The 20969-nt window shown below is 44.4% G+C and carries 18 protein-coding genes; 12 read left to right on the top strand and 6 right to left on the bottom strand.

What is annotated here, in order from left to right; all coding sequences use genetic code 11:
- Window positions 1-58: 58 nt before the first annotated feature.
- A complete protein-coding gene (locus tag R8G66_20505; protein MDW3194773.1) occupies window positions 59-706 on the top strand; it encodes a hypothetical protein in 648 nt (215 codons plus the stop codon).
- A 27-nt stretch (window positions 707-733) separates the two neighbouring features.
- Here R8G66_20505 and R8G66_20500 read toward each other — a convergent pair whose 3' ends face one another.
- Together R8G66_20500 and R8G66_20495 are read right to left on the bottom strand one after the other, a co-directional pair.
- Window positions 734-1249 carry a hypothetical protein gene (locus R8G66_20500; GenBank protein ID MDW3194772.1) on the bottom strand — a complete coding sequence of 172 codons (516 nt, stop codon included), beginning with the start codon at window positions 1247-1249 and terminating at the stop codon, window positions 734-736.
- Entirely contained in the window at window positions 1246-2148 is a 903-nt protein-coding gene (locus R8G66_20495) for a hypothetical protein (GenBank protein ID MDW3194771.1), read from the bottom strand. Before R8G66_20495 ends, R8G66_20500 begins: the two co-directional genes overlap by 4 nt.
- Before the next feature lie 422 nt (window positions 2149-2570).
- Here R8G66_20495 and R8G66_20490 point away from each other — a divergent pair, with 422 nt between their 5' ends.
- Genes R8G66_20490 through R8G66_20480 form a run of 3 tightly spaced genes read left to right on the top strand, consistent with a single transcriptional unit; the run spans window position 2571 to window position 5636 of the window.
- Window positions 2571-3236: a DUF4290 domain-containing protein gene (locus R8G66_20490; GenBank protein MDW3194770.1), complete on the top strand. Its 666-nt coding sequence runs from the start codon at window positions 2571-2573 to the stop codon at window positions 3234-3236.
- Window positions 3237-3251: 15 nt separating this feature from the next.
- On the top strand, window positions 3252-4556 hold the full coding sequence (gene murA, locus R8G66_20485; GenBank protein ID MDW3194769.1) for a UDP-N-acetylglucosamine 1-carboxyvinyltransferase: 1305 nt from the start codon (window positions 3252-3254) through the stop codon (window positions 4554-4556).
- A gap of 42 nt (window positions 4557-4598) precedes the next feature.
- Window positions 4599-5636: a hypothetical protein gene (locus tag R8G66_20480; GenBank protein MDW3194768.1), complete on the top strand. Its 1038-nt coding sequence runs from the start codon at window positions 4599-4601 to the stop codon at window positions 5634-5636.
- On the opposite strand, the gene R8G66_20475 is transcribed toward R8G66_20480, so the two are convergent.
- A complete protein-coding gene (locus tag R8G66_20475; GenBank protein MDW3194767.1) occupies window positions 5629-6633 on the bottom strand; it encodes a beta galactosidase jelly roll domain-containing protein in 1005 nt (334 codons plus the stop codon). The two genes, R8G66_20480 and R8G66_20475, sit on opposite strands and share 8 nt — an antisense overlap.
- Before the next feature lie 396 nt (window positions 6634-7029).
- A complete protein-coding gene (locus R8G66_20470; protein ID MDW3194766.1) occupies window positions 7030-7371 on the bottom strand; it encodes a hypothetical protein in 342 nt (113 codons plus the stop codon).
- Between the two features lie 293 nt (window positions 7372-7664).
- Here R8G66_20470 and R8G66_20465 point away from each other — a divergent pair, with 293 nt between their 5' ends.
- Entirely contained in the window at window positions 7665-8537 is an 873-nt protein-coding gene (locus tag R8G66_20465) for a DUF2911 domain-containing protein (protein MDW3194765.1), read from the top strand.
- A gap of 76 nt (window positions 8538-8613) precedes the next feature.
- On the opposite strand, the gene R8G66_20460 is transcribed toward R8G66_20465, so the two are convergent.
- Together R8G66_20460 and R8G66_20455 are read right to left on the bottom strand one after the other, a co-directional pair.
- Window positions 8614-12819, bottom strand: coding sequence for a T9SS type A sorting domain-containing protein (locus tag R8G66_20460; protein ID MDW3194764.1), 4206 nt, complete (start codon window positions 12817-12819; stop codon window positions 8614-8616).
- Window positions 12820-13006: 187 nt separating this feature from the next.
- Window positions 13007-13852 carry an endonuclease/exonuclease/phosphatase family protein gene (locus R8G66_20455; GenBank protein MDW3194763.1) on the bottom strand — a complete coding sequence of 282 codons (846 nt, stop codon included), beginning with the start codon at window positions 13850-13852 and terminating at the stop codon, window positions 13007-13009.
- Between the two features lie 342 nt (window positions 13853-14194).
- Between R8G66_20455 and R8G66_20450 the strand changes: the two genes are divergently transcribed.
- From R8G66_20450 to vgrG, 7 genes are all read left to right on the top strand, one after another.
- The gene (locus R8G66_20450) at window positions 14195-14761 is read left to right on the top strand and encodes a DUF4255 domain-containing protein (GenBank protein ID MDW3194762.1); all 567 of its coding nucleotides are present in this window, start codon (window positions 14195-14197) and stop codon (window positions 14759-14761) included.
- The gene (locus tag R8G66_20445; GenBank protein ID MDW3194761.1) at window positions 14761-15705 is read left to right on the top strand and encodes a hypothetical protein; all 945 of its coding nucleotides are present in this window, start codon (window positions 14761-14763) and stop codon (window positions 15703-15705) included. Before R8G66_20450 ends, R8G66_20445 begins: the two co-directional genes overlap by 1 nt.
- Window positions 15706-15729: 24 nt before the next feature.
- Entirely contained in the window at window positions 15730-17274 is a 1545-nt protein-coding gene (locus R8G66_20440) for a phage tail sheath C-terminal domain-containing protein (protein MDW3194760.1), read from the top strand.
- 58 nt (window positions 17275-17332) lie between these two features.
- Complete coding sequence (locus R8G66_20435) at window positions 17333-17818, top strand: phage tail protein (GenBank protein ID MDW3194759.1); 486 nt, start codon at window positions 17333-17335, stop codon at window positions 17816-17818.
- A gap of 17 nt (window positions 17819-17835) precedes the next feature.
- Window positions 17836-18363: a phage tail protein gene (locus R8G66_20430; GenBank protein MDW3194758.1), complete on the top strand. Its 528-nt coding sequence runs from the start codon at window positions 17836-17838 to the stop codon at window positions 18361-18363.
- A gap of 142 nt (window positions 18364-18505) precedes the next feature.
- On the top strand, window positions 18506-19174 hold the full coding sequence (locus R8G66_20425; protein MDW3194757.1) for a hypothetical protein: 669 nt from the start codon (window positions 18506-18508) through the stop codon (window positions 19172-19174).
- A 1-nt stretch (window position 19175) separates the two neighbouring features.
- On the top strand, window positions 19176-20960 hold the full coding sequence (gene vgrG / locus R8G66_20420) for a type VI secretion system tip protein VgrG (protein MDW3194756.1): 1785 nt from the start codon (window positions 19176-19178) through the stop codon (window positions 20958-20960).
- Window positions 20961-20969 lie beyond the last annotated feature (9 nt).

Raw genomic sequence — 20969 nt, 5'->3', positions numbered from 1 at the left:
AATGAAGTTTTAACTTCATCTTAATATTATTTATTTTGCTTTTGCCTAAGAGTGAGTGATGGGAAACTGGCGGATAATTTACTTCTTTTTATTACTTATTTTGGGACCGGTAGCGGCTTCAGGGCAGGAAACCTATCTCAATATCAAGGATCGCGGGAACAAGGTCTTCTCTGTAGTATTCAAGGCGGACTATCAGTGGGATGTTTCCATTCGATTGACCGATGACAGTGGTAGGACCCTGGCTACCGAAAAAGTGTTTTCAGACGCGTTTGAGAAACCTTTCAATTTTTCAAATTTGCCAGATGGCGTTTACAAATTCCAGGTGAAGTTCAGTGATACCAAGTTTGATTATGAGGTATATCTCGGAGAAAAGACTGCAACCTATCTAACAGAACAAAAGGTAAAGAAGGATAAGCAACGTGAGAAACGTAAAAAGGACAAAGAAAAGAATCCTGCTTCCAAAGATCGTGTACTGATTTCTGCTGCGGGGGAGGATGTGACCATTGAACTGGTAGACGAGCAAATCGAAGCGATCAGCGTGTTTTTCTATGTGAACAATACCGATGAATTTGAATACTACTACTGGGAACCCAAGGATAAGAATAGCTTTTCTTATGACATGTCAAAGTTTGGTGCTGTTCCGGTGCGTGTTGAGGTTGTAGAAGATGGAAAGATCCTCGCAGAGAAGGAAATCGCTCTAAATTGACATTCCTCGGAGTGTTTGAGTAACTGATCAATACTCCTCTTTTCCTAAATACATAAAGTCCACTTCCCAAACTCGTACTGTGTCCGGTGTGAAGGGTTTCAACGTTGGTTTGATTCTGGCTTTGAGAAAGCTTTTGCCTTCCAATAAAATGTTGCTGTAAAGCGCACTATCATTGCCCATTTCCGGACTTTCGATCAGAAACTGCTCAAACGAAGATCTCCTGACTTGATTGATGATCTGGTCCACTTTTTCACTCTCTGGTTGATCTTCTTCCACATTCAGGATGGTTTTTACCTTTTCCCTTGAGTAATAGCGAAGTGATTTAGCGTAAGTTTCGTTTGAAGCGTTGTTTGAGTGGTCAATCAATTCCCGAAGCTGCTCTGATATATAATTTTTCAAGATGTTGATCACCTCTTCATTGAGCGACTTATAATTAATGAGTTGGTCCTTGTATCGGGTATTCGGTATTTCGGGATCATTTTTCCAGACTGTCGAAGCACAAGCACTCAGGGTGATTAAGAAGAAAAGCGATCTCCAATTCATGATGCTTTGATCTTAAAACGTAAAACAGCAATTTTTTTACCCTGGTAGTCTATTTCCATTACCTCCAGGTTTTTTAGTGCTCTGGTAGGAGAAGTAAGCTTATCAATGAATTCGTCACGGTTCAGTATGTCTACCGTATAAGATTCGTCTGCATTGTAATGATAGATGCGGGCATTTTCGTTAAAGACTCCTCGTAGATAGGAACGGCAATGTTTCCATTCTTTTTGGTCAGGCTGAGAAAACATGCGAATGGCTCGGGCATAGTCGTCAGTTCTCAAAGCAATGCTCTCGTGATAATTCGGTTCATCTACTTTTCTTGTGATCGTATCTTCCAGATAATAAGGTGAATTGACCTGTAAAGTGATTACGGGTTCTTGTGTTTGAAGGCAGACGCAACCTTCTTCATTGACTGGGGTCAGAATAGGGGACTCATCTGAGCGTAGCCAGGATACCGTCAATTCTTTGGCGGGTATCGATTGCTGACTATACAGGTCATGAAAGCAAAATTGAACGGTGTTAGGCTTCATGCTAAGCGCAATTCCAGCAATGACAAATAAGAACAAGCTGACGATTGCAGCCATTAACCCTCGCCTTTTTATAGATGTTTTGGGTTGATGTTTCCTTTTAAAGCTGGCCCAACTGGCTTCACCGATATAGCGCGATAGCATATCGAGCATGTCTATCCTCGGTAAGCTTCGATGTTCACCTTTTATATGGGTATAGAACCACTTTTCACTGATTCGTCCATGAACATTTGTTAAAAGTTCCCCTTGGAACAATTCGATTTCACGCTTTTTCCAGATTGAAGTATCCTCGGGAACGTCCGGGTGGTTATCCCTGAGCTGTTTTGAAATGGCCGCTTTCAAACGTGAAAATAGTTGTTTGTCAGTTGGAGTCACTTGGTTCAGTTAGATTGAATTACATCGGAATAACGTTTGTAAAACGATTTACAGTTTGTTTACAACGAAATTTTCAGAAAAAAGATCAGAGTTATACGTTTTAGTTGTAAATCAAAAGAGTAGTGACCATGAAGAATCCCATCAAGTTAACTCGGAGCAGGACCGGCTTGCGGTGGCCACCTGGACTTTCGTTTCGAACAAGCGATTACGTTCCTGGCTGCTGTGATTATGGAGAGAATAACACTATGTTATTTGGCCATGTCGCCTCTTACATAGCCTGATTGCTCTCAAAACAACTTCAATCCCACGGGTCATTTGGTTCGTGGGTTTTCGCATTTCTTACAACTAAATGAAAAGCACCTGCCAGTTCTTTATTCAGGTTAGCATAGTTTCGATTAATTTTATGCCATTAAATCACTTTCATGGAATACAACACGGGGAGGGAATCACTTACCCTCAAAGAATACGGTCGCAACATCCATAAGCTAGTTGAATTCGTCAAGACCGTAGAAGACAAGGAAAAAAGAAATAAATACGCGGCCACCCTGGTCGAACTGATGAAGCAGATCAATCCGAATGTTAAAGATTCGAACGACTATCATCAGAAAGTTTGGGATGATCTTTTTATCATCTCTGAATTTAATCTGGATGCGGAGGGACCTTTTCCTGTCCCCAATTCAGAGATTCTGGATCGCAAGCCTAATCGGGTGCCTTACAAATCGAATGAGATCCGTTTCAGACATTATGGAAGAAATGTTGAGATCATGATCGGTCAGGCGATCGAAATGGAAAATGAAGAAGAGAAGCAGGGTGCCATTGTTGCGGTAGGACGGTTGATGAAATCATTTTGCCTTACCTGGAACAAAGATTCTATAGAAGATCGTGTGATCCTCGAGCACATCAAAAAATTATCAGGTGGTAAGCTTGACATAGATTTGGCTTTCGTTGAAGAGCATAAATTGTTTGATTCCAAGAAAGAGAAATCCGGAGGTCACGGTAACGGTCGCCAAGATCATAGTAACAATCATCATCACCAGAAGCGTAATAATAAAATGGGTGGTGGCAAACGCAAAAGAAAGCGTAACTAATCTCTAACAGAGCGAATGGCGTCTTTTCGAGTCGAGGGAGGAAATAGATTGAAAGGATCTATTGTCCCTCAGGGTGCAAAAAACGAAGCCCTACAAATTGTTTCGGCGGTGCTGCTTACGGCCGAAGAAGTAGATATCCATAAAGTGCCCAATATTCGGGACGTGATCAAACTCATTGAGCTCCTGAGTGACCTGGGGGTGGAGGTCACCAAAATAGGACCCGAATCCTATCGCTTCAAAGCAGCCAATGTCAATCTGGATTATCTGGATACAGACGCTTATAGAGATCAGGCAGCTTCCCTGCGGGGATCCATGATGCTCTTGGGGCCAATGCTTTCGAGATTTGGTATTGGAAAAATGCCAAAGCCGGGTGGAGATAAAATAGGACGGAGAAGAGTAGATACGCACTTCATTGGTTTCCAAAAACTAGGTGCGGAGTTCAACTACGACAATAAATCATCTTTCTACACAGTCGATGGAAAACATCTGAAAGGTGCTTATATGCACCTGGATGAAGCTTCTGTGACAGGTACGGCCAACATTGTAATGGCTGCTACGCTGGCTGAAGGGTTGACGACCATCTACAATGCTGCCTGCGAACCCTACTTACAGCAATTGTGCAACATGTTGGTGCGCATGGGCGCACAAATTGAAGGAATTGGTTCGAATTTATTGAAGATCACCGGTGTGAAGGAGTTGAATGGTACTTCACACACCATGTTACCCGATATGATTGAGATTGGTAGCTTCATTGGTATGGCTGCAATGACCCAGTCGGAGTTAACCATCAAAGACGCTCGTGTAGATCAACTCGGTTTGATTCCTGATACCTTCCGAAGACTGGGTATTCAGATCGAGGTGAAGGGTGATGATTTGTATATCCCTGCGCAGGATCATTATGAGATCGATACATTCATCGACGGATCGATCCTTACCATTGCAGACGCCATATGGCCAGGTTTTACACCCGATTTGCTCAGTGTTATCCTCGTGACGGCTACGCAGGCAAAAGGAACGTGTCTGGTACATCAGAAAATGTTTGAGAGTCGGCTGTTCTTCGTAGATAAGTTGATTGATATGGGCGCACAGATCATTCTTTGTGATCCACACCGTGCGACGATCATTGGACTTGATCGCGTAGTTCCATTAAGAGGTATTCAAATGACTTCTCCTGATATCCGAGCAGGTGTTTCTTTGTTGATCGCAGCTATGTCGGCAGAAGGCTCCAGTGTGATCCATAATGTTGAGCAAATAGATCGTGGCTATCAGCACATCGATACACGACTCAATGCGCTTGGGGCGAAAATCGAGCGATTTTAAGGCTTAGCTGAACCGTTTTCGCGTTACTTCGTTTTCAATACCATGCGTCTCAGACTGATCATCATCATTTCCGTTGTGGTATTATCGGTGGTGGCTTACCTGTCATTCAGCGGGAAAAGCATCGCCTCATCTCAAAAGAAAATCCCGGTAAATGGAGTGAGCCTGGTCTCTCCACCTCAAAAAGTATCACCTTCTTTGTTTGGAGGGGTAGAGAAAACCAATGCCAATTGGGTAGCGCTGATCCCGTTTGGCTTTTCTCGGAAAGGGCAACCGAATGTATCCTTTGATCACGAAAGACAGTGGTGGGGCGAACGATCAGACGGCACTTGTGAGTTGATCAAATGTTCCCAGGATTATGACTTGAAGGTATTATTGAAACCTCATGTATGGGTGATGGGGCAGGGCTGGCCAGGTGAATATGATCTTACCACTGAAGAAGACTGGCAGATATGGGAGCAGGGATACCGGCAATATATCCTCAATCATGCCCGGATTGCAGATTCTATGAAAGTCGACATGTTTTGTGTAGGAACTGAGTTCCGTATCGCGGGGGTGAAACGCGAAGCTTTTTGGCGAACGCTCATCCGTGATGTAAGGCAAGTGTACCAGGGGCCACTCACTTATGCATCGAATTGGGATAATTATGATAAGATCCAGTTTTGGGACGAGTTAGACTACATCGGGATCGATGCCTATTTTCCTGTTTCAGAAAACCCTGCACCCAGTGTGACAGAATTGGAGGCAGGATGGCAGCCGGTTAAAAAGCAACTTGAGCAATTCAGTAAAAGAGCAGATCGACCAATCCTATTTACCGAATATGGGTATCAGAGCCTGACAGGTACAGCCGGTAAACACTGGGAGATTGATAAAGGAAGTGATGCAATCAATATGCAGGCTCAGGCAGATGCCTATCAGGCGCTGTATAATGTATTTTGGGATGAGTCCTGGTTTGCCGGCGGCTTCCTGTGGAAATGGCACTTACGGAAGAATTATGGTGGACCTTCTAATGGGGCTTTTACACCCCAGGGAAAGACAGCCGAAGTGGTGATCCAATCCCACTTCGGAAGTTATCTCAATTAATGAACCTTCGGTACTCATCGGCAGGACAAATGCCGATGGGGCCTTCATAGATGCCGGCATTCCCGCCCATGTCTTCTACTTGTATGGCAATTACGTTTTTGCCGTTTCGATTCAAGTACTTTTCAAGCAACCCATAGATGCGATATTCCCGGTAGGAATTAGACCTCCCAAATCTTTCGCCATCATTGGTCCATCCAATGAGGTGTCCATTGAGGTAAGTTTTGTCAAAATCATCTATGCGTCCGAGGACGAGAACCAGTTCCTCTACATCCTTTAGATCATCGCTTAAAGTGAATTCTTTGCGATACCAGGCAAATCCCCTGCGTGGTTCAAACTTATATTTCAGGCTTTTCCAGTAGCTAGGGACCATGATGTCCGTCCATCGTTCATCATCAACATCTGTTTCTTTCCATTCCTCGCGATCACCTTCTCTGATTTTCCAAACGCCATTCAGCTGCATGCTGTTGACTCTTGAATACTTTTCATGGTAGATGCCAACATTGCCACGGATGATCCCACCTTCGAGCACGGTATCAAAGACTCGCACGGCGATGGTGTTAATACCATTTTCATTGATGACATGTGCGGGGATAGGGTACTTTCTAAAGGCATTATAAGCGGTGTAGAAATCAGGGGGGAAACCACCACTAAATCCGACTAAATGTCCGTTGATGTAAACCTCATCCACATCATCGATGTAGCCTAGTTCGATGTTCAATGTGCCCAGGTCTATATCTCCGTCTATTTCGAAATTGACCCGATACCATGCGAATCCGTCATAGCCATTAAATCCTTCGTCTTCCCAGGTAGAAGGGACGTAGATGCGCTCCCAGTTGGAATCATCGTAATTGGGATCAGCCCAGTCCATGTTGTCACCGATGGAAAACTTCCAAACTCCTCTCAGGTTCACGATACGCTCTTCATTGTAGCCTCCACCGTATAAGCTGAAGCTCAAGAATATGCCATAGACCGTTAATATTTTCTGAACCGTTTTCATTTCTTCTGCAATATAGTTTTACATCGAATTCTCCTCAATATTACGCAGTGCAAAAAGCGCAGGGGTCATCCCCCAGTCAATGAATGTAAAAAGATGTAACGAGGGTGAAAAATGGGTGAAATTATGCTTCAACGAGCTGTGAATGAAAGTATAATCGGTCTTCTTATTATAGAAGCGGTATATTCTTTTTCAGAAAGAATATTGAGGAATTAATTGTGAATTAGTGGTTTTGGTTTCTATAAGCCACAAACAAAAACTCCCGACTAATGTCAGGAGGCTTTGTAATAGTATGAAGAAGTTATTAATGCAAAGTACCGATTAAATTATTTATCACAAACCTTTAATTAGGTTATTGAATTGATAATGATTTAAATGGTTTGTTAATTAATTGGTAATTTATTCGTCGGTTACTTGAATTTCTTGAATGTAGGTCACTTTGCTGTCTCTGACCTCTACACTGTAAGTGCCAGCTTCTTGTTTTTTGAAGTTCAGTGGCAATGCAAAACCTTTCTGAGGGTTGTTGATTTTGTCATTCCAGATTTCATTGCCATCTGCATCCAGCACCCGGACTTTTACTTTTTGGTCCGTGCCTTCGTAGAACAATCGGTGAATCTGAGACTTCCATTTGATGACGGTGATTTTTCCATTATTGATGGCCTTCCCGTTTTCACCAGTATTGGCAAATGCAGTTCCTACCATTAACATAAGAGCGAAGAAGAATGTGATTGAGCTTTTCATGAGTTTTTTATTTTGAGTGAATTTTGAGTTTTTAACCTTATGGTAGTCTCTAACGCGGGTTTGGCGCCAGGTTTGTCATTGCCCGGTAAACCTGTGTCATGAGATGTCACCAATGCGTCATAAAAATGTTATTTGGGGATTTTTTTCGTCCTATTCCCTTTTGTCCGATGAGAAATGGTCTCGAACGCACCATTTGACCACTTAATAAACGCGCTTTGTGTTGGGTCCAACCAAAACATGTAATTTTCCGTAACTGAAGACGGAACTTAACCATAATTCATATTTTTAAAGAAATGAGAAAATCACTACTATCAGCGCTTTTATTAACGGGCATCATGTTTATCGCCGAAGCGCAGATCAACACCCCTATTCCTAGTCCTGCTGGTTCTGTAAGCAGCACCGTTGGATTGACGGATATCAAAATCGATTATTTCAGACCTGGTGTGAAAGGAAGAAAGATCTTTGGATCAGGAGATCAGTTCCTGGAGCAATATGGTGTGGTATGGCGTACTGGAGCCAACAGCGGATCTATTGTATCATTCAGCACAGATTTAAAAATCGGTGGTCAGGATGTAAAGGCCGGAGATTATCAAATTGTATCTCGTCCTGGAAAAGACGAGTGGGAAGTAATGTTCATCACTGAGATGATCGGTGGCAACATGACTAACTACAATGAAGACATGGTAGCGGCTAAAGTAACCGTAAAACCTATTGAAACGGCATGGACGGTAGAGCGACTGACTTTCCAGATTGCGAACATCAGTGAGGACAATATCTCAGCGGACATTCAGTTTGCCTGGGCGAATGTGATGTGGAATGTGCCTGTGACGGTGGATTTCGATGAGGCAGTAATGAAAGAGATTGCTGAGAAAACTCAGGTGAATCCAGGGAACTACATGCAAGCCGCTAACTACTACGTCTCTGCAGGTAAAGATCTTAATAAGGCGTTGGAGTGGGTAAATGCTTACCTGGCAGTTGGAAACAACAGTGCGCAATTCTGGAATGTACACACAAAGGCCCGCATCTTATCTATGCTTGGCAAAGACAAAGAAGCGATCGCTGCCGCTGAAGATTCTATGGCTAAGGCGAAAGCTCGTGGTGAAGGAAACGATTTTGGCTACGTGAAAAGAAACGAAGACCTGATCAAAGAGATCAAAGGAAAATAAGCTTTTCAGCTTTTTAAGATTAAAAAAGGGCTACTCCTCATTGGAGTAGCCCTTTTCTTTTTTAGAGTTGATCGGTCTATCTCCTTTTGATCAATCTCTTTACTTTTTCGACCACACCAGTCGATGGATTGATCACCCGGAGTACGTAGTAACCTCTTCTTTCACCGGTCAGGTCAAAAGTGAAGGGGTTATCACCAACAACGACACTCACGGTTTCATCAAGTACCTGACGTCCATGGAAGTTGGTTACTGTGATCTGTAAGTCACTGTCTGCCCCTGCTTCCACGCTGATGCTTAACTCATTTAGGAAAGGATTAGGATAAACCGATACGGAGGTGGTAACGATCTCAATATTCTCCGCACAATCACAATCGCCCACAATCGCTCCCTGGCTACGGAACCACTCAACTGCAAATTCCTTCACACAGATGTCACGACCTTTAAAGCACATTTTAACACCAGGTTTACCCCACTTGGTGCAACGAACATCCTTCGCATTTACAACAATTTCATGATTTACGACTTGACCACTACCATCCGATACAGTTACGGTATAGGTGGTGGTTACATCAGGTGTTACGTTGATGCTTGCGGTAGTTTCACCTGTGCTCCATGCGTAGCTGAACGGAGCTAAACCCCCCGCTATGTCAACTTCCAGTGTTGCCGTGGCTTCCGGCTCATAGCCAGCAAGTACCGTTTGCGCTTCACCGCTCGTCACAACTAGTGGAGGGATAGGGTCTCCCAAATCAAACCTTAGGATTACTGGAAGGTGATCAGAAGTCGTGTTGGCATAATTATCGATGAGATTGAATGGGATGAACGTCTGCTCCGATCCGTCAATGGCCAGGTCAAACAATTCGTCCGAGATAGCAATGTGATCGATCATGTTGTCGGAAAATACGAATGAACGGAAACCAGCTAGACTTAGCGAACCAGTAGGGGCATTGTAGTTGGTCGTGTCATCGAGGAATACCTGATACGAAGAAGGGCCACCTCCGATAGATTCGTCCACATCATCATTGTAATCACCTAAAAGGATCAGGTTGTCATTACCATACATGGCGTCAAGTGTATCCTTCAATACACCATTATCATACACTCTTCGTGCCAGGTCATTGGTACTGGAACCAGACTTAGCATGGATGTTGACTAATGTAATCCTTTCGGTTACGCCGTTTACGGTCGCGTCCACTTCCAATAAGTAAGGCAGTCGTCCACTGGACCAGAAGGATTGCGCGCCACTTGATCCGGGATGATCATCCAGGTCGCTGATCAGGCCAGTTCTGGCATCGGTATAGAATTGATCGAAAACTACCCGATCTGCCACAAAATCTACTACTGTCGTATCATACAAGTAGCAAAGCTTTTGAGGGGGGAATGGATTGTTGGGGTCTGGTGCCTGAAATGAACGTGAAAATACTGGCGAACATACCCGCTGATATTGGGGCAGCATCGTCAATGCTTCGTCCAAAATGGCCTCTTCAGAAACTTCCTGTACGGCAATGATATCCGCATTGAGGTTCTGGATGAGGGTCACTGCATTGTCCCGTTGCGAAGTGATGTCAGAAGGACCGAAATTGCTAATGGTGGTTCCGAAAAACTCCATATTCCAGGTGGCAATGTCCAAAGTTTCATTGAAAGGAATGTCTGATCCGGCAGGTACGAACTCGCCAGCGTCGGGGATGTCAGATTGGAAACGAGGCAGGATCTGTAGGCTAGTTTGGAATCGGCCTACCACACCAGTGACACTAGTCACTCCCGTTGGGATCAGTCTGCCAACCAGGTCTACATCCGCATCTATTCTAACATCCACAGCTCCGGTATTGTCGGAAGTGCCATAATTCGAATTAGGATACAATAAGCCTTGTTGCGTGTCAAAAGTCAGGTCAAGGGTAACTAACTGACCTTCCAGATTGATCAAGTCAGCCACTGTAGCAGCCGTTGGAGTGACAGGGCTGTTGCCCACCAATACGGCAGTATCTACATTCACCAACTGGATCTGGTTGTTGAATGCGCCGATCGCCCCTGTGATCCAAAGTTGATCGCCAATTTGGAAGTTTCCATCACCGTGTACTTGTGAGTCAAATAAAGCAATGCCTGCGGTAGAGTCTTGCAAGTAAGCTGGTCCGCCAAATTGATCAGCCGCGGTGAGGGTTGCCAGTACCACTACTGCATTACCTTGAGGCAGTGCGCGTGCTTGTGCTACGGTTACGGTATCCGAAGTTGGAGTCGGAGGTTCTATCACACCACCAAAACTTTGTCCAGTATTGATGGCATCAAAAGTAGCAGCGATAGGAGCGGACCAGATAAAGTCCGCGGCTTGTGATCCGGTACCTGTCAGTTGTAACGAGAAACCAGCTGGAGTGCTACTTGTTTCAACTACTCCGATATCAGTACTGGTCACACCATCTGCATTACCACCTGAGCCAATAAAACTTCCTTCATAGCTCAGGAATTCGATGAGCATACCATCAGGGTCCGACAAGGCAACACCGTCAGGGGCGCCATTTTGAATACCAGCGACCGCAAATGAAAGTGTACCGAAACCATTATCCTGATCGGGTAATGTTCCGGAAAGATTGGTCACATTGTATACTGCACCGCCATTGCCATTGTAAAACTCAAGGGTGTAGCCAGTCAGGTCCGTCCCTGCAGTTCCTGCAATTTCAACGCCTTCACCTACATCCGTGCTGGCATTGTCATAGTGGATCTCGTTGATGAAAACCACAGGAACAGGTGAAACAAATGTCTGGCCATTGTTGATGGCATCATACGTACTCGTTGCTGCAGCAGCCCAGGTGAAGTCAGCAGACACAGAGCCTGTTCCGGTCAACTGAAGTGAAAAGCCTGCTGGTGTGCTGCTGGTTTCTGCCACGCCGATATCGGTACTCGTGGTGCCGTCTGCTGCTCCGCCAACGGCAGTAAAACTTCCTTCATAGCTCAGGAATTCTACAACTGCACCTTCGCCATTAATAAGCGCGATCCCATCAGGAGCGCCATTTTGTAAGCCTGAAATGGCAAAGAGTATGGTTCCAAATCCTGCTTGCTGATCTGGGATCGTGCCTGACAGATTAGTTGCTGAGTATGGTGCACCACCGTTTCCATTATAAGGTTGTATCGTCCATCCGGTCAGGTCCAGGCCTGCGGTTCCCGCGATTTCAACGCCCTCGTTTACATCTGTACTTGAATTGTCATAATGGATCTCATTGATGAACGCAATACCTGTTGCCGGATCGGGATCAGGATCAGGACCTCCACTACCAAAGCTTTGGCCATCGTTCAATGCATTATAAGTGCTAACCGCAATAGTCCAGGTGAAATCAGCAAATGCTGTGCCAGCACCAGTCAATTGTAAAGATTCTCCAACTGGAGTAGAGCCCGTTTCGCTGATGCCAATGTCTTCACTGGTCAATCCGCTGGCAGGTCCATTAGTCGCTGTGAATGATCCCTCATAGCTGAGGAATTGAACAACTGCTCCCTGGTCATCTACTAAGGCAACGCCATCAGGAGCGCCGTTTTGCAAGCCGGAAATAGCAAAGAAAATGAATCCAAAGCCATTGTCCTGATCAGTGAAGTTTCCGGATAGGCTAGTCGCAGAATAGGCAGTTCCATTACTGCCATTGTAGGGCTGAAGTGTCCAGCCAGTCAGATCCGTTCCTGCTGTTCCAGCTAACTCTACACCTTCATTTACGTCAGAGCTTGCATTATCGTAATGGAGCTCGTTGATGAACACTACCGGAGTAGCATTTCCAAGGGTCTGGTTATTGTTGACCGCATCATAGGTACTCGTACCGCTTTCCCAGGTGAAATCCGAAAAGACAATTCCTTGTCCTGCCAACTGTAGGGAAGTGCCTACGGCAGTTCCGCCATCTTCAGCAATGCCAATATCGGTACTCGTGATCCCGTCGGCAACTCCGCCAACGCCTGTAAATGCGCCTTCGTAGCTTAAGAACTGTACGACAGCAGTACCATCAAACAGGGCTATGCCGTCAGGAGCTCCATTTTGTAGGCCAGAGATCGCGACGAAAGTGGTTCCGAAGCCATTTTGCTGATCGGAAATCACCCCGGAAAGGTTGATAGTATTGTAGTCGGCGCCACCATTCCCATTGTAGGCTACCAGGGAATAGGTGGATAGGTCGGTTCCCGCAGGACCCGCAATTTCAACTCCCTCATTGAGGTCAGAACCTGCATTATCATAGTGGATTTCATTGATAAATACTTGTTGACTCCATAAAGGAAAGAAGAGACCAATTGCTAATAAATTAAGCAAGGTTTTTCTCATGATTCAAGTGATTTTAGGTTTATGCAAAATTGCGGAAACAGGTAGTTTCTATTATTTCCTGAAGGTTACCAAAGTGTGAAGGAATCTAATGATTTGATAACACAGACAAGCATACACTATGTGTAAATGTAAATACCTGATATTGTGGGTAAAACGATGAGAATTAGGTCATAGAATTAGGTTGTTCCTAGGGGCGGCTTTTTAGTTTTTCCAGTTCGGAGAAGACGGGTAAATGATCAGAAGGCCAAAGCATATTTGGTCGCAAGTCGTCAATATGTCTTTGTCGGAGCACCTTGATGTTCTTGACAAAGACAAAGTCAATTCTGTCTGTCAGTTCTGCATCCTTATCAAAGGCATTGAATGTGCCTTCCGGACCGAATGATCTATTGCCTGAAACGAGACGAGTATCAACAAGAGATTCATTAAAAGTTTTGATGGGTTTGCTCTCAGGTGTACTATTGAAATCTCCCATGACAATGAGTTGTTCATCGAGCAGGTTCCATTGGCTGATTTGCTCCAGAATCAATTGAGCAGATCTTTCTCTGGCCTCTACTCCTATGTGATCAAAGTGGGCATTAAAAACGTGAAATTGTTCTGCTGAAGCTCGTGCTTCAAATCTAGCATAGGTAGTAATCCTGTTGAGCGCTGCGTCCCAACCACGCGATACTTGATCAGGGGTAGGAGAGAGCCAGAAGGTTTTTGATTCAATCAATTTGTATTTAGTCGTGTCGAAAAAGATGGCGGTATATTCGCTGGTGATACCTGCTCCATCACGTCCAATTCCTACAAATGCATACTCCTCTAAAATCTGGTCCAGATAAGTTACCTGATGGTCGAGTCCTTCCTGAATGCCCATGAAGTCCGGACGATAGCGAAGGATCAAATCGGTCACATCCTGCTTTCTGTTTTCCCACCAGTTTTCGCCATCATTAGGAGTGTCATATCGAATGTTGTAAGTCATGACACTAATCTGAGCAAGGCAGGCCATATGAGCTGAAATAAGAAGCAGGAAGAAAGTGATCCGCAGTTTCATCAGGTAATCTCAAAGTACTGAAGAAAATTGTCCCTATATTTCCGAAATAACAAATCAGACTAAGGAAATCCCAGGCATTTTTTAACAATACACTGATTTGCTAATACCTACTTTCCGTTCTCCTCAATTAATGCATCAAATGACATAACGTATCTATCAGTGAATGAGAAACATAAAACGTGTGCCGTTTAATGTGAATGATTTGCATTTATTGTATTTTTTTAATAAAATTATTAATATATCTAATAATTAATGGTTTATTATGTCTTTTATATTGACTGATAATGGTACTCGGGATATATTTATCTACACACAATAATCAGCATTTAGACTCACTCGTTTTTGATACTTTTTTCAACGATACAATTTGTCAGGAACAAACTCAACGCCTATTTCCGAAATACCTCACGTTGGGCGGAAGATAAGGCGATTGTGGCTAATGTAGCGGGTGTCCAGGCGGGGAGTGATCCCGAATTTTCGGACAAACTGCTCATTTCCCTGGCCCATATGAACATTGAATATTCCCTGTTCAATCAACATGGAAAAGTTTCCAATGGCGAGCAGTTCAATCGAGTACCATCCCCATTGACCTTCAACGTAGATCTGCTGTTTTCGGCGAGTGCCAATAAGTACGAGGAATCACTGAAGTTGCTTTCGGATACGATTGCTTTCTTTCAATCCAATCATTTTTACGATTCCTCGAATAGCAGCGGATTGCCGGAGGGGGTGCAGAAGTTAAGCCTTTCAGTCCTTGACCTGGATTATCATGAATCAAGCCAGCTTTGGAGTAGACTGGGAGCCAAATATGTGCCCTCGGTTCTCTACCGAATGCGTCTTGTGGTATTTGATTCTGCAGAAGTCAAAGAGGTTGTACCATCTATTTCATCGGGGAGGGTGAGTGACAACTGATGAGTGGCGTTTACCAAAAACTGATATCGGTCACGGTCAAAAGTGAATACTTCGGTGAAAGCACGGAAAGCTTCGTCAATGTGCAACCCACGTCAGAATGGATCGATTTATTCCATAAGTATCAAGTCATTTTCAAAGCCACATCCAATGGGCTTTTCGTTTCGACCACAAGTGTGGGACGTGAACGATTGAATAGCCTCTCCACGGAAAGGCCCTATCTGACTTTTGAATTGACCAGTAACTATCCTGGTATAAAGAATGTGGTGGATGTGCGGCAGTACACCAATAAATCCACACCTTATTTAGTCAGCTCGACAGGCACAGATCAATTTGATCAGCAATACCTGTTACCCATGCGTCGTTCGCTCGGTGCGTACTACGCTAGTCCTGAAGTTACGATCACTAGAGAGAATCCACCTTCAAAGGAACCTTTGGACATCCTTCATGACACAACCTTACGTTCCACTGATCGGGCATTTCCCATGCTTTTAGCGGAAATGCCTGATGGAAAATACAACGTTCGTGGCGTTGATCTCTATTTGTCCAAACAAGGTTTGAAACCTGGTCATTGTGCCGTAATTGCTGTCAGTTTAGCTGAAGTTTTGGCCGCAACAGAGGTCGTGCGAAAAGAGTTGGTCGTTCCTACACGAGAAGTTTACTTGAAATACTGGATCAATTCTGGTCATCATGACCTTAATACCCTTTCTGTCAAAGATCAGGAAGGGAAAATTAGTTTTGAATCGCGAGGGATCGGCCCTTATGGCATGCTGTTTCAATCTAGTTCCAGGTTGAAGCTCATGCAACAATCTCCTTATCAGATAAGGCTGGTCAATGGTAAGAAAAAGCCCTTGATCGACAAGCTCCCATTGGGCAATGCGACAGCCATGAAACCAATGGAGCAACAACCAGATGAATATTTTAATGAAGTTTTTATAAATGTATAATTCTTAACCTCACTATTCTAACTTATGGCTGTATCATACAAAACGCCTGGCGTTTATATTGAAGAGAAAAATGCCTTTCCTAATTCCGTCGTAGCAGTCGCTACTGCGGTACCGGCATTTATCGGCTATACCCAGAAAGCAGAAAAACTGGGTAAAGTAGTTACTAACAAGCCCATCAGGGTTACTTCACTCGTGGAGTTTGAGCAATTCTTTGGAGGAGCACCGGATTATCAGTTTTCGGTAGTGCCTAAAGAAGATCAGGATAAAGATGTATTTCCGCTGGGTACGGCTCGCGATGAATACAAGATCCAGTGGACTGGAGGTGTTTTCCGTTTGTACAATTGTATTCGTCTGTTTTATCAAAATGGAGGTGGTACTTGTTGGATCGTTTCTGTGGGAGATTATTCCGGGGATGTTGCGAAGGATCCTATGATGGAGGCTGTGGGTAAGTTGGCCGACGAGCCAGAACCAACCATGGTGCTTTGCCCGGATGCTTTGACTTTGGAGCCTGGTGATTGCTACAGTATCTACACCACTATTCTGGCGCATTGCAAAAAAGAACAAAGCCGCATTGGCGTATTTGATGTGCCTAAACTGGATCAGGAAGTGGCTTTTGATCCCAGAGAGAAAATCAATGATTTCCGAAATGGTATTGGTGCCAATTTCCTGGATTACGGTGCGGCTTATTTCCCCTGGTTGGAAACCAATGTCGTGTCGGATCGAGAGATCACTATGCTCAATTTTGATGATACACTGGATCCGCTGATCACTCCAGCTGAGCCCGCTGAACTCAATGCAGCCATCGCAAGAGAGTTGAAGACAGCAGCCGTTGAAGGATCTCCAGGTAAGTACAAAGTATTCCTGGAAAAAGACGGGGGCGAAGAAGAGGCCGAAGTTGAAGAAGCTGGCCTCTTGGCAGCAGAAGCTCGTTTGAGAGGAATCTCTTCCGTTTATAAGAGCTTGATCGTCAAAGAAGCAGTTAAAAAGATCAACTTATTGCCTCCTGCTTCAGCAATGGCTGGACTGTACACAGCAGTTGACAATACCAGAGGGGTGTGGAAGGCACCTGCGAATGTGAGCTTAAACTCTGTTCTAGAGCCTAATATCAATATCAATAATGACCTGAATGATGATCTGAACATGCCATTGAATGGTAAAGCGGTCAATGCGATCCGCTCGTTCCCTGGTCAGGGTGTGATTGTTTGGGGAGCCAGAACTTTGGATGGCAACAGCCAGGATTGGAGATACATCAACGTTCGTCGTACGATGATCTTCCTGGAAATGTCCATCAAAGCAGCGGCCAGAGCGTACGTCTTTGAACCAAATGATGCCAATACATGGATCTTGCTTCAGGGTATGATCTCGAACTTCCTCAATAATGTTTGGAAAGCGGGTGCGCTATTTGGATCTACCCCAGGCGAAGCCTATGATGTTCAGGTTGGTTTAGGAACTACAATGACTGCCAACGACATTCTCGATGGATACATGAGAGTGACGGTAAGAGTAGCTGTAGTACGACCTGCAGAATTCATTGTGATCACGTTCCAGCAGAAAATGGCTGAAGCTTAAATCGCAGATTTTTCGACTTATTGATTTAAAGACTTAAAAAATTTAAAAGAATAAAACTATGGCAGGAGAAGCTCAAAGCCCTAGAGAAAATATGTGGCCGATCCCTAAGTTCTACTTCAATGTAGACATGGGATCAGATAGTGGCCTCGGCGAAGTTCCTTTTCAGGAGGTTTCGGGAATGGACATAGAATCACAGATCATTGAGTACCGTGCCGGTAACGATCCACGGTTCAGCACGGCTAAAATGCCAGGATTGGTGAAGTCCAGCAACGTGACCATGAAGAAAGGCATGTTCAAAGACGACAATGCTTTCTGGGAGTGGTATGGTAAGATCAAGATGAACACCATCGCTAGAACGACCATCACCATCAATCTTTTGGATGAATCAGGCTCACCTTTGATGACCTGGGTGCTTGAAAATGCATGGCCTACTAAAATTACGGTAACGGATCTAAAAGGAGACGGTAATGAAGTAGCGATCGAAACCATTGAGATTGTGCATGAAGGCATTACTCAGAATGGAAAAGGTAGCTTGAAACCATAATCTGATTTGACAGGCGTATGATCACCAATATCCTGGGACAAGAATACTATCCACCGGTAGGGTTCCATTTTTCCGTGAGTGTGCTCGATGGGTTGGGCGCCCTTATGGCGCTGACCAGCTCAGTTGATAATGCTTTTCAGGAAGTCTCCGGGGTTTCTGTTGAATTCGATACAGAATCTGTTACTGAGGGGGGAGAAAATAGATTTATACATAAACTTCCAACCCGGACCAAGTATCCAAACCTCGTTTTGAAGCGAGGTTTGGTTACTACTGTTTCCAGCCTGAGTACGTGGTGCATGAATTCACTGCAATCCAACTTTGATCTGGAAGTAGAGCCCAAAAACATCGGTGTGATGTTGAAGGATGAAAAAGGTCTGCCCTCCGTATGTTGGTTCTTTGTCAATGCCTGGCCAATCAAAATGCAAGCGTCTGATATGAATGCCATGGAAAACAAGATCATGGTGGAAACCCTGGAGTTTTCCTATCAATTTTATGAGACAGTTTCACTGGCATCACTTCCTTCGCTGATAATGAGATATGCTTGAAATTCGGGAATTAGTGGTGAAAGTCAACGTTACGGATGACATGAACCGCTCAAAAGACAAGGTATCATTTGATAAAAATGAATTGGTCAACGCTTGTGTTAAAAAAGTGTTGCGAAAGCTAGATAAACGGAATAAACGGTAAATGGCGCTTACTAAGCTCAAAATACAGGCCTGTAAAGATCCCGCGTGCAAACAAAAAGACGGGAGTCCGTTCACGGTGATGTTCAATCCGGAGAAGTACACGCGTGAGTATAAAATTGACCTGAAATCCGTAGAGACCATCGGAGGCGAGAACAAGCGAATATTCTGGGGAATGCAACCGGAAACATTGAAGTTTGAATTCGTGTTTGATGCCACAGGAGTGGTGGAAGCTCCAACCGGCCTGAAAGGAAAATCTGTTCCGAAAATGCTGGATACTTTTCGGAAGATGGTCTTTAAAATCAATGGGCAAACTCACCGAACTCCGTTTTTACAATTATCCTGGGGGACATTGGTTTTTAATAGCCAGATGGAAACCTACAAAGAGGAATATACCTTGTTCAAGGAAGATGGAACTCCGATCCGAGCGAAGATCATAGCAGAGTTTATCGGTGCCTCAGACGAGGAAGAGACCAAGAAGAGAATAAAATTAAGCTCTCCTGATATGACCCATACCATTACGGTTTCGGCAGGAGATACTTTGCCAGCTTTATGCTATAAGATATACAAAGACATTTCTGTCTATCAGCAAATAGCTCGTCACAACAAGCTGGATACGTTTACTTTTCTTAAGCCAGGGACCACCTTACAATTTCCACCTCTAAAGCAGTAACATGGCTAATTCCCCAGTTGAAGATTTAGGCGACCCGTTTACCTATGAGATCATGGTCGGTGGCAAAAATGTGGCTACTGCTTTTGCGATAATGCATGTGGAAGTAAATAAGGAAATCAATCAGATCCCTACGGCTACTATTACAATCGCTGATGGAATTCCTTCACAAACGGACTTTCCTGTAAGTGCCGGAAAAGAGTTTTTGCCAGGAGCAGAAGTGGAAGTGAAGCTTGGCTATGAATCCAAAAATACTTCTGTTTATAAAGGAGTGATCATGAAGCATATGATCACTTCCGATGACAATGGTTCCAGCCTTGTAGTAGAGTGCAAAGACAAATTGACGAAAATGACCATTGGTCGTAAAAACGCTTTTTTCGCGAAGAAGAAAGACAGTGACATTATTTCTTCGTTGGTGTCTGACGGAGGAGGAAGTGCCACGGTGAAAGCAACGACCTACCAGCACAAAAACATGATGCAGTTCAATGCGACCGATTGGGATTTCATGTTGATGCGAGCAGATGCCAATGGCATGTTGGTCAATGTTGATGGAGGTAAAGCGACTGTCGAACCGCCAGATACCTCTGTTTCTCCTGAAATAAAGGCGTCGTTTGCCGATGGTTCGATTTTCGATTTCGAGGTGGAGATGAACGCAGAGGACCAATTGGAAAAAGCAAGTGGCTATGCCTGGGCAGATGGGGATCAAAAATTAGTGGATGGCGCCGGGAAAGCAAGTCTGAAAATGCCCGGTGATGTTACACCTAAAAAACTCGCTGGAGTATTGGGTGTAAGTGAATTTAACATGCAGTCCGTAGGGAACATGGAATCAGCAGACCTGAAGAGTTGGGCTTCTGCCAAGCTTACACGTGCGCAACTGGCTTCCTTTACCGGAAGGGTAACCATTGTTGGGTCTTCCAAAGTAGTTCCCGGAGGCATGTTAGAACTCGCTGGTATGGGAACACACTTCAATGGTAATGCATTTATCAGAGGGGTAAATCACATCGTTGATGACAAGTGGAAAACTGAAGTGCTACTGGGCATGCCTGCGGATTGGTATCATGAATCGAAACCAAACGTGGCTGCACCTCCGGCTGGTGGGCTCTTACCCCCGGTTGCGGGTTTGCAGATAGGCGTGGTGAAATCCATCGAAAAAGATCCCGACAATAATTTTCGGGTAGAAGTGAAAGTCCCGATCATGCAACAAGACAAAGACACAGTTTGGGCAAGACTTTCTACTTTTTATGCCACGAATAAATCAGGAGCTTTCTTTTATCCTGAGGTGAATGATGAAGTGGTACTTGGGTTTTTGAATGATGATCCTCGATATCCGATTATCCTCGGCTCAGTGCATAGTTCCAAACTACCTCCTGGAGAGACCCCCGAGAAAAAGAACGAAACCAAAGCATTCATTAGCAAAGAAAAGATCAAAATCACCTTTGATGAGAAGGACAAAGTATTGACTCTGGAGACACCTGGTGGAAACTCATTGGCAATCAGTGATAAGGACAAAGGACTCGCACTGGAGGATCAGAATGGGAATAAGATTGTGATGGACAACTCCGGTATTGAAATCAATAGCGCTAAAAAACTGGTATTAAAGTCCGCTCAGGATACGGAGATTACCTCCAGTGCCAAGTTGACGGAAAAGGGCACTTCTGGTGTTTCTGTAAGCGGAATGAAGATCGAGCAAAAAGCAGACACCACCTTTTCGGCTCAGGGTAGTGCTTCTGCAGAGCTCAAAGCATCTGGTAATGTGACGGTAAAAGGAGCCATGGTGATGATTAATTAAAGGAATAGA

The organism is Cytophagales bacterium (assembly GCA_033344775.1).
GTDB lineage: Bacteria > Bacteroidota > Bacteroidia > Cytophagales > Cyclobacteriaceae > JAWPMT01.
This window is presented reverse-complemented; position numbering and strand designations above follow the sequence as displayed.

Excerpts from the sequence above, each read along its gene's own strand:
- R8G66_20505 (MDW3194773.1), top strand. The coding sequence starts at position 59 with ATGGGAAACTGGCGGATAATTTACTTCTTTTTATTACTTATTTTGGGA.
- R8G66_20500 (MDW3194772.1), bottom strand. The coding sequence starts at position 1,249 with ATGAATTGGAGATCGCTTTTCTTCTTAATCACCCTGAGTGCTTGTGCT.
- R8G66_20490 (MDW3194770.1), top strand. The coding sequence starts at position 2,571 with ATGGAATACAACACGGGGAGGGAATCACTTACCCTCAAAGAATACGGT.
- murA (MDW3194769.1), top strand. The coding sequence starts at position 3,252 with ATGGCGTCTTTTCGAGTCGAGGGAGGAAATAGATTGAAAGGATCTATT.
- R8G66_20480 (MDW3194768.1), top strand. The coding sequence starts at position 4,599 with ATGCGTCTCAGACTGATCATCATCATTTCCGTTGTGGTATTATCGGTG.
- R8G66_20475 (MDW3194767.1), bottom strand. The coding sequence starts at position 6,633 with ATGAAAACGGTTCAGAAAATATTAACGGTCTATGGCATATTCTTGAGC.
- R8G66_20470 (MDW3194766.1), bottom strand. The coding sequence starts at position 7,371 with ATGAAAAGCTCAATCACATTCTTCTTCGCTCTTATGTTAATGGTAGGA.
- R8G66_20465 (MDW3194765.1), top strand. The coding sequence starts at position 7,665 with ATGAGAAAATCACTACTATCAGCGCTTTTATTAACGGGCATCATGTTT.
- R8G66_20460 (MDW3194764.1), bottom strand. The coding sequence starts at position 12,819 with ATGAGAAAAACCTTGCTTAATTTATTAGCAATTGGTCTCTTCTTTCCT.
- R8G66_20455 (MDW3194763.1), bottom strand. The coding sequence starts at position 13,852 with ATGAAACTGCGGATCACTTTCTTCCTGCTTCTTATTTCAGCTCATATG.
- R8G66_20445 (MDW3194761.1), top strand. The coding sequence starts at position 14,761 with ATGAGTGGCGTTTACCAAAAACTGATATCGGTCACGGTCAAAAGTGAA.
- R8G66_20440 (MDW3194760.1), top strand. The coding sequence starts at position 15,730 with ATGGCTGTATCATACAAAACGCCTGGCGTTTATATTGAAGAGAAAAAT.
- R8G66_20435 (MDW3194759.1), top strand. The coding sequence starts at position 17,333 with ATGGCAGGAGAAGCTCAAAGCCCTAGAGAAAATATGTGGCCGATCCCT.
- R8G66_20430 (MDW3194758.1), top strand. The coding sequence starts at position 17,836 with ATGATCACCAATATCCTGGGACAAGAATACTATCCACCGGTAGGGTTC.
- R8G66_20425 (MDW3194757.1), top strand. The coding sequence starts at position 18,506 with ATGGCGCTTACTAAGCTCAAAATACAGGCCTGTAAAGATCCCGCGTGC.
- vgrG (MDW3194756.1), top strand. The coding sequence starts at position 19,176 with ATGGCTAATTCCCCAGTTGAAGATTTAGGCGACCCGTTTACCTATGAG.